This window comes from Paenibacillus sp. FSL R7-0216 (assembly GCF_037969915.1).
GTDB lineage: Bacteria > Bacillota > Bacilli > Paenibacillales > Paenibacillaceae > Fontibacillus > Fontibacillus rhizolycopersici.
Window position 1 is genome coordinate 4,816,993 of the sequence record NZ_CP150222.1, and the last position, 11,247, is coordinate 4,828,239.

Sequence of the window (11,247 nt, forward strand, 5' to 3'; positions counted from 1 at the left end):
TCATCCGGGCTCGCGTTTTTTTGCATCGCAGGAACTGTAACGGACCGTAATGACGTTATTTTCTTATTTCCCGACTATTTCCCATGCTAACGGACCCTGATGCCCTTATTTGGCCCCAACCGTGGTGTACAAGGAAGAATACGTGGAAATAACGTCTTCTCGGTCCGTTAGCATCCGGAATCCTCCCGAATCAACGAAATAACGGCGCTGGAGTCCGTTACTACTTCAACCGTGCCTCGTTAAGTAGCTGACGGGATCTGCCTGAAAATTCGCAGGCATCCCATCACGCCTCCTCGCCCTGCGGCATCCAAATCCGGTAGTTCCCGCTGAGCGCCAGCAGCGCAAACAGGTACAGGCAATTGTCGTAATAGCGGCGCTTGCCGGTTCGAACCGGGGTGTTCCAGAACAACTCGACGCTCGCTTTCGCTTGAGGGCCTTCGGCCGCCAGCGAGGCCATCGCGTTGGTGGCGAGCAGTCCGACCGGGTGCAGTGCCGGTTCATTAAACGGTTCGCCCGATATCGTGTAACGGCGGTAATCCTCTGGGTGCTTATCGGCGAAGAACGCCTGGATTTTTCCCGCTGTTTCCCGTTGCCAAGGATCGGCGGCAAACCACTCCCAGTCGAGGCCCACATTGGCCGCCACTCGATATGCATCGCTATAGAAGTGGCCAAACCCCCGCTCGTTGTTTGGCGTACCGTTGTAGTAGGCATACTCCGGCGCAAGCCCCGTGACCGGATGGCATGAGAGATGCAGGTATTGACGGCTCGCCTCTGCTGCTTCCTTCCAGAACGGACGGTCCTCGGGATACGCCCACAACGCAAACAACTCGTAGAAATGAGGCAAATGGTAGGAAGGATCGGAAAACTCGCAATTCGGAATAAACTTGATCAGCTTGTTGTCCGGGTTCCACATTGGATAACCCACCCCATTTTCGCCTTGGTGCAGACAGGTTCTTAGCAAATCCCGAGCTTGGATACCGTAGTCGAACGGCGCTTCGCGGTCGCCCCAGCGATGGGACGCAAACAGTAGCGCCAGCGCAAAATATTCCTCACCATCCGGCGCAGGTCCGTTCGATAGCCGCTTCCCGTCTGGGGCGCAGGACCAGGCGAAATATCCGGCGTTCTCCCCTTCGGTCATAAACATATACGTCTTCGTCCACTTCCAAAGCCGATCGAACACATCTTGACTGCCGTACTGAACGGCCATCATCATTCCGTAAGACATCCCCTCCGTTCGCACGTCGAGGTTCCCCGTATCCAGCATATAGCCCATATCCTCGCCGGAGGGGTAATAGAATCGCGTCTCCTCGTCCCCTTCAAATAATTGCTTCCACGTTTCGTCCAGCCTGCGCTGAACCGTCTCCTCCCCATAGCCGTACTCCGCCAGTAAATTCCGATAGTTCCCGGTATCGTATGCTCCTTGACGCTCCGTCATCGCTTAACAGCCCTCCTCAATTTGTGCTTGTTTTGTCTTGACATTAACGTAAACGTAACACGCTCCCCCTAGGAGATTCCATGTGCATTTCGCGCTTTTATTTATCCAAATCAAGCCTAATGGCCATAGGGATGTATGCGTATTCAATAATTTGAGTGATTCGATGAATTTTCGCTTGCAAACCTTAGGGTTCCATACTACCATACAAGTATGGTAGATAAGCAAGTTGAGGTAGAGTAACAACAAGACCTAGTCCTAGTGAGGTGATGGAATGAGCGACAAATGGCTGAGTCAATCTGGTTCGGCGGGAAACGCAGTGTATGCCAAGCTGAAGGAGCAGATCGTCACGCTGGAGCTGCCGCCGGGAACAACGTTATCCGAAAAAGAGATGTCCCTCACCTTTCAAGTTAGCCGTACGCCCGTTCGAGAAAGCTTCGTCCGACTTGCGCAGGAAGGGTTGGTGGTTGTGCTGCCGCAACGCGGCACGCGCGTATCGCTGATCGATCCCGAGCTCGTGGAGGAAGCGCGGTTTATGCGGGAACAGCTGGAGCGCGCCGTGATCCGGCTTGCTTGCGAACGGTTCCCGGAGGAAGCGCTGGGCGCGCTGACCGACAACCTCAGCCGACAAGAGGACAGCATCCGCAGGCATGACAACCACGCGATGTTTGCGCTGGACGAGGAGTTCCATCGCATTCTGTTCGCCGGCAGCCGCAAGCTGGGCACATGGGACGTCATCCAGCAGATGAACGCCCATCTCAATCGGACGCGGGTGCTATGGCTGACGACCGACCCGCATTGGGAGAATCTTTATGAGCAGCACCAAGCGATGGTTGAGGCGATCGCCAGCGGGGATGCTGACCGGGCCGACGGGCTAATGAGGGAGCATTTACGGCTCAGCGTCTCCAATTTGCCGGTGTTGCAGGAGCGGTATCCGGGCTATTTTAAGCAAGGCTAGAAGGCTTCACAAAAACAAGATAGGCGGTGAAGGTATGCGCATGACATTTCGCTGGTTCGGCGAGGGCAATGACACGGTGACGCTGGATCAGATCAAGCAAATTCCCGGGGTGGAAGGCCTGGTATGGTCGCTGCACGACGTGCCTGCAGGGGAAGAATGGCCGATGGACAAAATCGAAGAGGTGAAGCGGCAAGCGGACCGCTACGGTTTTCACCTGGAGGTTGTGGAGAGCGTCAACGTGCATGAGGACATTAAGCTCGGCTTGCCGTCGCGGGACCAGTATATCGAAAACTATAAGCGGACCATTGAGAAGGTGGCCCAGGTTGGCGTCAAGGTCATCTGCTATAACTTCATGCCGATCTTCGACTGGCTGCGCACCGATTTACATAAGGCGTCGGGAGACGGTTCAACGGCGTTATTTTATGAAAAAGCTCGTATCCACGACATCGATCCTTTCGAGCTGGTGAACGTGATTAACCAAAACAGCGCGCTAACCATGCCCGGCTGGGAACCGGAGCGGCTGGAGCAATTAACCTCCCTGTTCGAGGCCTATCGGGGCGTGACGGAAGAGGATTTGTGGAGCAACCTGGAGTATTTTCTGAAGGAAATCGTCCCGGTGGCCGAGCAGCACGGGATCCAAATGGCCATTCATCCGGACGATCCGCCGTGGTCAATCTTCGGGTTGCCGCGCATTATCACAAGTCAGCAGAACCTGCGTCGCTTCCTGAAGCTGGTTGATAGCCCGTCCAATGGGATCACTTTGTGCAGCGGATCGCTTGGGGCCAACCCGGACAACGATATTATCGCCATGATCCATGAATTCCAAGACCGGATTCCTTTTGCCCATATCCGCAACGTACGCGTGTTCGATAACGGCGATTTTATGGAAACGTCGCATCGGACCCAGGACGGCACCGTCGATATCGCCGGCATCGTCAAAGCGTATTATGACACTGGCTTCACGGGATATGCCCGTCCCGACCACGGCCGCCATATTTGGGGCGAGGAATGCCGTCCGGGGTACGGCCTATATGACCGGGCGCTCGGCATTATGTATCTGTGGGGCTTGTGGGACGCGTATGCCAAGCAAGCCAGCCAATTGAACTGATCGAGGATTATCCTTTATGGATGACGAAAAGGAGTGAAACATCCGATGAGCAATATGCCAGTACATCCGGCTTTGGCCGGCAAAACCGCTGTCATTACCGGAGGAGCCGGGGTCTTGTGCCGGGCGATGGCCCGGGAACTGGGCCGCCAAGGGGCGAAGGTGGCGATCTTGAACCGCACGCTCGCCAAAGGGGAAGCCGTCGCGGAGCAGATTCATGCCGACGGCGGTACGGCGGCCGCATTCGCCTGCGACGTGACGGACATCGAGAGCGTTAAGGCGGCGGAGGCTGCCGTTCGGGAGCTTTTTGGCCCGTGCGATATTCTGGTCAACGGGGCCGGCGGTAACCATGCCAGCGCCAATACGACGAACGAGATTTTTCGGCCGGAGGATGCCGCCAATCCCGACGTCACCAGTTTTTTTGACCTTAGCATCCCTGGTGTTCGCGGCGTTCTCGACTTAAACTTCACCGGGACACTGATCCCAACACAAGTATTCGCTAAAGATATGATCGGACGCCCCGGTGCAACGATCATTAACATCTCCTCCATGAGCTCTTATAGTCCGATGACGAAGGTTCCCGCCTACAGCGCGGCCAAAGCGGCGGTCAATAACCTGACGCAATGGCTGGCCGTACATCTGGCGGAATCCGGTATTCGCGTGAATTCGGTCGCGCCGGGATTTTTCCTGACGGAACAGAACCGCAATTTGCTGACGAACCCGGACGGGTCGTTAACCGAACGCTCGAATAAAATCATCACCCATACCCCGATGCGTCGCTTCGGCGTGCCGGAGGATTTGCTGGGCACCCTGCTGTGGCTGGCGGATGCCGAGACGTCCGGCTTCGTAACCGGTACGGTGATCCCGGTCGACGGCGGCTTCATGGCTTATTCTGGAGTCTAAGCGGAAGGAGCCCGATGTTCGGACCGAGCGATGTCCGGTATTTCCGGTATTCACTTGAGAAAGCGGCAGACCTTCGGCTGGTTTGCCAAGAGGCGGCAGACGATATCTACGTGTCTCCCGAAGATGACCCCGACGTGATTCGGGCGGTTGGAGATTTGCAGGCCGACGTTGGGCGGGTCAGCGGGCGGAAACCGCGGTTGCGGGAGACGCTGGATCCGGGCGGATAGTCCGGCCATGCCGTGCTCATGGGGACGATTGGGCATTCCCCGGCAATTGACCGTCTGATCGCCGAAAACATGCTTGACATCAGCGGTTACGACATATCCGTAAAGATCTGCGTATCCCCGTGGCATTGGTGGACCGACGTCTCCCCGCACCGGCACGATGCCTTATCCGCTGCTCTGATGCTTGCGGATCCTTGTCCGGCGCCCCGCCGCTACAAGCTGAAGCTTACCTTGGCTTGGGAAGGCGGACAGCTGCGGGAGTACGTCTCCAAGTGGATTTTCTTCACACATGGTACAATGACAAGACCTAGAAAAACGGTTGGTATCGGCGGAAAGATCGCCTCCTGTACCAACCGTTTTTGACGTTTATTTTATCAACTAATAATCCCCGACCCGATCGATGGTGCGAAGCGTTAGCACCGCGTTCAGCAACCCCAGCAAGGCTAACCCCCCAATGATCCACCCTTGATTGAAGTCGAACATATACGAGAAGTTTTGCGCCTGCATTAGAATAAGTGCGCAGAGGACGGCCGGGATCGTTGCCCGCCGAATGACGCCGAAGTAGAACAAGGGAACCAGCCCGATCAGCGCGGAGATCGCGGAACTGACGAGCATCCGCCACAGGAATGTGGCGACATCGGCTCCTGTGAGCGAGTCCTCCAAGAAGTGATACACTCCGTTCAGCAGATAGGTCGTCACGCCGCTCAACAAGAAACTTAGCAGCGATACGGCAAACACCGCCATCCCGATAAAGACGATCTTCGCCATAAATAACCGCCGGCGGCTGATCGGATAACCAAAGGAAACGCTAATCGTTTTGCTCTTGTACTCTTCGATGACCACTTGGTTAATCAAGGAGGCCCCATACAACGTGAACGCCATCCTCGTTGACAGGTCGAAAAGGTTAATCAAATCTGCATAACTATGCCAATGATCAATGTTCGCCACCTGGATTAAAAAAGAGGGCATGACCATCATCACCAGCAGAAAGACGGTCACTTCGCTGATCATCGACACCCGCTTAAGCTTTCCCCATTCCAAGCGCAGCAAATTAACCAACCTGACCACCTCCATGGATCTGACGGTAAAAGTATTCTTCCAGCGATCCGGCATGCTTCTGCAATTCCTCAATGCCGATGCCGCGCCCCACCAACAGCTTCGTGATGTCGTGCTGCGGAACACGGCTGTCGTAGATCCGGATTCGGCGATCCTCAACAATTTTCATATTGGCGACGTTGAGCTCATGTTCCAGCAGAAACACCGCCCGTTCCGTGTCCGTCGTCACCAGCTCCAGATACTCCAATCGTTGGTGGCGGAGCTCCGCCAAAGCAACCTCGTTAATCAACCGGCCTTGGTGGATAACGCCGATGCGGTCGGCCACCTGCTCGATTTCTCCAAGGATATGGCTGGACACCAGGAAGGTAATCCCGTATTCCTGGTTCAGCATCCGGATCAGATCGCGCATATCCTTGATCCCCAGCGGATCAAGGCCATTCGTCGGTTCATCCAGCACGATCAGCTCCGGCTTCGTGACGATGGCCCGGGCGATGCCCAGCCGCTGCTTCATCCCGAGCGAGAAATTCTTGACGGGCTTCTTCCCGCTATCCGTTAGTTGCACTAAGTCCAATGCCTGGCGGATCGCTTTGTCGTCGTAATACCCTAATAAATCGCAATGCAGCCTCAGATTTTGCCATGCCGACAAATGCTCGAAGAAAATCGGGTATTCAATAATGCTGCCCACCCGCTTCAGCGGCTGCCGTCCGTTTGGCGTCAGCGGACTTCCAAACAGCTCTATACCGCCCCGCGTCGGGTGCGTTAAGCCTGTAAGCATCTTCATGATTGTCGTCTTGCCCGCGCCGTTCTGGCCAAGAAGTCCGTAAATTCCCCCTCTTTCGATCCGAAAGCTGATCTCCGCAACGAGTTCTATGCCTTTAACCCTTTTTGTCAATCCGTTCGTTTTAACGACGTATTCCAACCCTCTGCCCCCTTCCGTTCTTATACCATCAGCATACGGGACGGGTTTATCATATTTCTTTCGCGTTTCTTACAAATCCCTTAAGCCCCACCTTTTTTTGTTGTGGTTAATAATCGACTTTTTTTAACGCACAGGTGAAGGACGTCCGTTGATAGGGCTCGCTTCGAAGCTGGATCTTTCCTTTCATCGCCTCCATGAGCCGTTTCGTAATGGTCAAGCCCAGCCCGCTGCCTTGGAAGTCCGGATTACGCGAATCTTCCAGCGTGTAGAGCCGCTCAAACACCCGCTCTTGCTCGATTTCGGCGATACCTTTCCCCTGATCCCACACCTCCACCGCCACGTGGTCACCTTCATCCCGCAAGGTCAGACCGAATATGCCGCCATCACTTCCATAGCGGATCGCATTGGAGATCAGGTTGTTTAAAATCCGGTTCAGCGCCTCCTCGTTTCCCAGAACGTACAGCGGCTGTTCCGGGATGTCGATTTCCACCTTCAGTCGCTCCGACTGCAGCAGCCCGTAGAAATCGAGTACGTTTTTCCGGCATACTTCATTGATGTGGAGGCGTCCGAGCGGAATATCGGCGTCCCCCGACTCAAGTCGCGCCAGATCGAAAAACTGACGGATGAGGTCGATCAGGCTTAACGTTTTTCGATGCAGCCGCCGGATGGTGTCCGAAGGCTCCGTTTCCAACATTTCCAGCTCTAACTCCAGCTTTTCGACATAACCCAAAATGACCGTTAGCGGCGTTTTCAAATCATGGGACATATTAGACAGCATTTTTCGCAATTCCAGTCTCGCTTTCGCGTAATCGGCAATCGACTTTTGCTTTTGGTCCAGCAGGCGGTTGATTTGGATCAGGAGCTTGCGAATGTCTCGTTCTTCTGTCGCCAACAATAATTTCTCCGACGTCTGCCCCTCCACAATGGCTGCAAGCTTGTTTCCGAGGCGGCTCAACGTTTGATGCCGGCTTCTCCTTTGGGCATATTGCTTGACATTGAGGACCGCGAGGACGACGGCGGCCAAACCGAGAACCAGTTCCATGTCCAAGTTACTCCCCCAGTTTATAGCCGATCCCCCAAATGGTGCGAAGATACGTTGGATTCGAGGGGTCGGATTCGATTTTTTCGCGAAGGCGCCGGATATGTACATTTATGACGTTCTCATTACCGTAGTAGTAATTGTCCTCCCAGACAAAATGATAAATTTGCTCCTTCGTGAACACCCTGTTCGGATGGGTCATGAACAGCTTCAAAATGTGGAATTCCTTGGAGGTCAGGAGGATCGTTTTGCCCTTGGCCGTAGCCGCAAAGGTATTTAAATCGAGGGTTAAGTCCTTATACTGAAGCACGTTAACCGCGCCTGTCGTCTCCTCTTTAGGCGGAAGGTACTCCGTGACCCGGCGGATGGCGGCATGAATTCGGGCGGTCAGCTCAATCATGGAAAAAGGTTTGCTGATATAATCGTCCGCCCCGATTCCGAGCCCCAGCGCTTTGTCAAGCTCGCTTCCTTTTGCAGACAGAATCAGTACGGGCAGCCTGCTGCGCTCCCGCACTTTTCTCAAAACCTCCAACCCTCCCAACTGGGGAAGCATCAAATCCAACACCATCAAATCGATGCGTTCCCGCTCGAACATCGCCATGGCCTCTTCCCCGTCGTATGCCGCGAGAACCGTAAACCCTTCCTGCCGCAGATGCTGACAAATCAGCTCACTGATTTCGCGGTCGTCTTCGATGAGTAAGATGGTTTTCCTCATTCCGTCACCCCTTTTGCGGTTAATTTCCCTTATTATACCGGGTCCCAGCCAAATACGGGATCGGAATTGCAAAAAAGGAATACGGCGGCATCGAAGAGAATAAAGGAGGGAGAAGAAAAAGAAGCTTCACTTCCACGCCGAAGGAGATGCGTAGAGACATGTCTAGTTATCAAGTGATCAATGAAGTTTCCCTCCGGGAAAAAGCCGTTGCCTTCACTTTCGACGACGGCCCTAATCCGATTTATACCCCTCAGGTCCTGGAGATCTTCCAGGAGGTACAAGGGAAAGCGACCTTCTTCATGATCGGCACGCAGATCGAAAAAAGCTTGGAAACCGCGAAGGCCGTTCACGAGCAAGGCCACGAGATCGGCAACCACACCTACTCGCACCCGCACCTCCCCGAACTTAGCTCCGAAGAAGTCCGCCGGGAAATGCAACTGACGGAGGAGCTGATCCAGCAAGTGACCGGGGCAAAACCGAAGGTTTACCGTCCGCCTTATATCGATACCTCCGAGGAGGTTGCTGCGATCACCGCCGGAGAATTCGGTTATCCCGCGATCGGAGCAGTCAACGGCGCGGCCACAGATTGGGAAATGCCCGGTGTCGCGCATATTGTGGAAAAGACGCGGGATCAAATCCGCCCGGGCAGTATCCTGCTCTTCCATGACGGCTTCGACGACCGTTCCCAAACGGTTGAAGCCGTGCGCATCCTGGCCGTCGAATTAACGGCCGCCGGGTATCGACTGGTCACGGTCAGCGAGCTGCTCGCGTTGAGCGCTGCCGAAGCCTAAGTTGCATCGTAAAAAGGCCAAAAGGGCTGCGCCACTCCGGCGTTCCTTTTGGCCTTTTTTTCATCGGGCAACCGCCTTATGACGCTCCCCAAACTTCGACTACGACCCGTAATACACCTCCGCTTGGTGTTCGAATTGCTGCAGCTGCTCGCGGACGCGCACGACCTCGCCGACGAGGATGAGCGCCGGGTTGCTGAGTTTCACGGCGGCGGCTAGTTTGTGCATGTCGTCCAAGGTGCAGGTGAACGTGCGCTGCTTGCGGGTCGTACAGCTTTCGATCAATGCTACCGGCGTCTGGGCGGGCTTGCCATAGCGGAGCAGCTCGCTGCGGATGGCGGCAATTTGGCTGACGCCCATGTAAATCGCCAGCGTGTCAACGCCTTGCGCCAGCAGGTCCCAGCGAACCGGCTGGCGATCGCCGTGGCAGCGGGTGCCGGTTACGCAAGCGAAGGAGGCGGCCGCCCCACGGTGCGTCAGCGGCACTCCGGCGGAGGCCGCCGCGCCAAGCGCCGACGTGATGCCGGGAATCACCTCATAGGGGATTCCCGCTGCCGCCAGCGCCAACGCTTCTTCCCCGCCGCGCCCGAAGACAAAGGGGTCGCCGCCTTTCAGGCGCACCACCCGCTTTCCTTCCAAGGCGTATCCGACCAGACGCCGGTGGATGTCCTCCTGCGGCATCGCATGGCGTCCCGGCGCCTTGCCGCAGTATATCAGCTCCGCGCAGGGGCCGGCGTAAGCCAGCAGCTCTTCGCTGATGAGGCGATCGTACAGGACGATCTCCGCTTCGCGCAGCCGTTTCATGGCCTTAACCGTGATCAGCTCTGGATCACCGGGACCCGCTCCGACAATACTCACTGTCCCTGGGCCATTCATAAGCGTTCTCCCGCCACGGACAACGCCCGACCGTCCGGCTCAGCCATCTCCGTTACGTTAACCCGTGCCCCTTCTCCGCGTTGCAACTTCCCCTTTTGCGCGAGATACAACATCAATCCGGTAAACACGACGCCGCCCAGGAAGTTGCCGATCAAGACGGGAATCTGATTCCACAGCCACCAATCCGCGAAGCTGACATTCGCCCCCAGCAGCATCCCCAACGGGATGACGAACATATTGACCACGGCATGCTCAAACCCTTGCGCAAAAAAGATCAGAATCGGCAGCCACATCGCTACGATTTTACCGACTGTCGATTTCGAGGTCATCGCCATCACCACGCCAAGCGTCACCATCCAGTTGCAAAGGACCGCTTTGATAATCACCAGCGCTAAGCCACTGCCGCCTAGATGCTTGTAGGCCAGTGTCTTCGCTTCGCTCGTCTGGATCAACGTCTGCACGAGCGGATGGGTCAGGTCTGTCCCCATTTTCGTAATCGTCAGTCCATACAAAACGGCATAAACGGCGCAACCGATCAAATGTCCCAGAATCACCCATCCGAAGCTCGACAGCATCCTTGTCAGCGAAACGCGGCGTTCCAGCACGGCCAACGGGATGAGCGCGAAGCTGCCGGTGACAAGCTCTAAGCCCAGCAGTACAATGATCACGAACCCCACGGGGAAAACAACCGCCCCCACGAGCCCCAGCGAGGTTTGCTGCGTTGCGGTTAACGCCAACGTCGTTGCGAAGGCCAGGATCGCTCCGCCCAAGAACCCCTTCACCAGCAACTGTAGAATGCTAAGGTTGGCTTTATTTTCACCCGTCTCGATCATGGTTCCAAGTACTTCTCCTGGTTTGACGTAATCCATGGTTCGTCCACTCCTTTATCTGCGGCGGTATCTCTATACGCTACAGTGATATATAAATAGCTCCGGTCGCTTCATCCACTTCGGTTTCGTAGACGGTTACCTCGCCATGATCGGGCTCTTGGACGCGTCCGCTGTGCAGGTTGATCTTCCAATCATGCAGGGGACAATGCACGGCCGAGCCGCACACCATCCCTTCCGACAATTTGCCGCCTTTATGCGGACAGCGGTTTTCAATCGCGTGGATACTGCCGTCGCTGAGACGGAAAATAGCCACCTCTTTGTCTTCAACCCTCACCGTCCGCGAGCCAAGCCGATCAATGTCGTCCAAACGGGCGATCTGAATTTTTGTAATCATAGCCTCTC

The 11,247-nt window shown here is 55.5% G+C and carries 14 protein-coding genes; 6 read left to right on the plus strand and 8 right to left on the minus strand.

Going from position 1 to position 11,247, the window contains the following annotated elements; translation table 11 throughout:
* Window positions 1-283: 283 nt before the first annotated feature.
* A complete protein-coding gene (locus MKZ15_RS22150; protein ID WP_339818224.1) occupies window positions 284-1,435 on the minus strand; it encodes a glycosyl hydrolase family 8 in 1,152 nt (383 codons plus the stop codon).
* Between the two features lie 271 nt (window positions 1,436-1,706).
* Between MKZ15_RS22150 and MKZ15_RS22155 the strand changes: the two genes are divergently transcribed.
* The 5 genes from MKZ15_RS22155 to MKZ15_RS22175 are packed head-to-tail and all read left to right on the plus strand — an operon-like array spanning window position 1,707 to window position 4,985.
* Window positions 1,707-2,390 carry a GntR family transcriptional regulator gene (locus tag MKZ15_RS22155; RefSeq protein ID WP_155604834.1) on the plus strand — a complete coding sequence of 228 codons (684 nt, stop codon included), beginning with the start codon at window positions 1,707-1,709 and terminating at the stop codon, window positions 2,388-2,390.
* 34 nt (window positions 2,391-2,424) lie between these two features.
* Window positions 2,425-3,498: a mannonate dehydratase gene (gene uxuA, locus MKZ15_RS22160; protein WP_339818228.1), complete on the plus strand. Its 1,074-nt coding sequence runs from the start codon at window positions 2,425-2,427 to the stop codon at window positions 3,496-3,498.
* 45 nt (window positions 3,499-3,543) lie between these two features.
* Entirely contained in the window at window positions 3,544-4,398 is an 855-nt protein-coding gene (locus MKZ15_RS22165) for an SDR family oxidoreductase (RefSeq protein WP_339818231.1), read from the plus strand.
* A 14-nt stretch (window positions 4,399-4,412) separates the two neighbouring features.
* Window positions 4,413-4,625, plus strand: a complete 213-nt coding sequence (locus MKZ15_RS22170) for a hypothetical protein (RefSeq protein WP_339818234.1) — start codon at window positions 4,413-4,415, stop codon at window positions 4,623-4,625.
* A gap of 18 nt (window positions 4,626-4,643) precedes the next feature.
* Window positions 4,644-4,985 (plus strand): hypothetical protein, encoded by a 342-nt coding sequence (locus MKZ15_RS22175; protein WP_339818237.1) that lies wholly within the window; start codon window positions 4,644-4,646, stop codon window positions 4,983-4,985.
* 15 nt (window positions 4,986-5,000) lie between these two features.
* Here the strand turns inward: MKZ15_RS22175 and MKZ15_RS22180 are convergent, their stop codons facing one another.
* From MKZ15_RS22180 to MKZ15_RS22195, 4 genes are all read right to left on the minus strand, one after another.
* On the minus strand, window positions 5,001-5,681 hold the full coding sequence (locus MKZ15_RS22180; protein WP_339818239.1) for an ABC transporter permease: 681 nt from the start codon (window positions 5,679-5,681) through the stop codon (window positions 5,001-5,003).
* On the minus strand, window positions 5,674-6,597 hold the full coding sequence (locus MKZ15_RS22185; RefSeq protein WP_339818243.1) for an ABC transporter ATP-binding protein: 924 nt from the start codon (window positions 6,595-6,597) through the stop codon (window positions 5,674-5,676). The genes MKZ15_RS22180 and MKZ15_RS22185 overlap by 8 nt, the downstream gene beginning before the upstream one ends.
* 106 nt (window positions 6,598-6,703) lie before the next feature.
* Complete coding sequence (locus MKZ15_RS22190) at window positions 6,704-7,639, minus strand: sensor histidine kinase (protein ID WP_339818246.1); 936 nt, start codon at window positions 7,637-7,639, stop codon at window positions 6,704-6,706.
* A 7-nt stretch (window positions 7,640-7,646) separates the two neighbouring features.
* Window positions 7,647-8,351, minus strand: a complete 705-nt coding sequence (locus MKZ15_RS22195; protein WP_339818248.1) for a response regulator transcription factor — start codon at window positions 8,349-8,351, stop codon at window positions 7,647-7,649.
* A 158-nt stretch (window positions 8,352-8,509) separates the two neighbouring features.
* Here MKZ15_RS22195 and MKZ15_RS22200 point away from each other — a divergent pair, with 158 nt between their 5' ends.
* Window positions 8,510-9,142: a polysaccharide deacetylase family protein gene (locus MKZ15_RS22200; RefSeq protein WP_339818250.1), complete on the plus strand. Its 633-nt coding sequence runs from the start codon at window positions 8,510-8,512 to the stop codon at window positions 9,140-9,142.
* Between the two features lie 99 nt (window positions 9,143-9,241).
* Here MKZ15_RS22200 and cobA read toward each other — a convergent pair whose 3' ends face one another.
* Genes cobA through nirD form a run of 3 tightly spaced genes read right to left on the minus strand, consistent with a single transcriptional unit; the run spans window position 9,242 to window position 11,239 of the window.
* The gene (gene cobA / locus MKZ15_RS22205) at window positions 9,242-10,015 is read right to left on the minus strand and encodes a uroporphyrinogen-III C-methyltransferase (RefSeq protein WP_339818252.1); all 774 of its coding nucleotides are present in this window, start codon (window positions 10,013-10,015) and stop codon (window positions 9,242-9,244) included.
* Window positions 10,012-10,884, minus strand: a complete 873-nt coding sequence (locus tag MKZ15_RS22210; RefSeq protein ID WP_339818254.1) for a formate/nitrite transporter family protein — start codon at window positions 10,882-10,884, stop codon at window positions 10,012-10,014. The genes cobA and MKZ15_RS22210 overlap by 4 nt, the downstream gene beginning before the upstream one ends.
* A 40-nt stretch (window positions 10,885-10,924) precedes the next feature.
* Window positions 10,925-11,239, minus strand: coding sequence for a nitrite reductase small subunit NirD (nirD, locus tag MKZ15_RS22215; protein ID WP_339818255.1), 315 nt, complete (start codon window positions 11,237-11,239; stop codon window positions 10,925-10,927).
* Between the last annotated feature and the right edge of the window lie 8 nt (window positions 11,240-11,247).

Coding starts and splice junctions, on each gene's coding strand:
- MKZ15_RS22150 (WP_339818224.1), bottom strand. CDS start 1,435: ATGACGGAGCGTCAAGGAGCATACGATACCGGGAACTATCGGAATTTA.
- MKZ15_RS22155 (WP_155604834.1), top strand. CDS start 1,707: ATGAGCGACAAATGGCTGAGTCAATCTGGTTCGGCGGGAAACGCAGTG.
- uxuA (WP_339818228.1), top strand. CDS start 2,425: ATGCGCATGACATTTCGCTGGTTCGGCGAGGGCAATGACACGGTGACG.
- MKZ15_RS22165 (WP_339818231.1), top strand. CDS start 3,544: ATGAGCAATATGCCAGTACATCCGGCTTTGGCCGGCAAAACCGCTGTC.
- MKZ15_RS22170 (WP_339818234.1), top strand. CDS start 4,413: ATGTTCGGACCGAGCGATGTCCGGTATTTCCGGTATTCACTTGAGAAA.
- MKZ15_RS22175 (WP_339818237.1), top strand. CDS start 4,644: ATGGGGACGATTGGGCATTCCCCGGCAATTGACCGTCTGATCGCCGAA.
- MKZ15_RS22190 (WP_339818246.1), bottom strand. CDS start 7,639: ATGGAACTGGTTCTCGGTTTGGCCGCCGTCGTCCTCGCGGTCCTCAAT.
- MKZ15_RS22195 (WP_339818248.1), bottom strand. CDS start 8,351: ATGAGGAAAACCATCTTACTCATCGAAGACGACCGCGAAATCAGTGAG.
- MKZ15_RS22200 (WP_339818250.1), top strand. CDS start 8,510: ATGTCTAGTTATCAAGTGATCAATGAAGTTTCCCTCCGGGAAAAAGCC.
- cobA (WP_339818252.1), bottom strand. CDS start 10,015: ATGAATGGCCCAGGGACAGTGAGTATTGTCGGAGCGGGTCCCGGTGAT.
- MKZ15_RS22210 (WP_339818254.1), bottom strand. CDS start 10,884: ATGGATTACGTCAAACCAGGAGAAGTACTTGGAACCATGATCGAGACG.
- nirD (WP_339818255.1), bottom strand. CDS start 11,239: ATGATTACAAAAATTCAGATCGCCCGTTTGGACGACATTGATCGGCTT.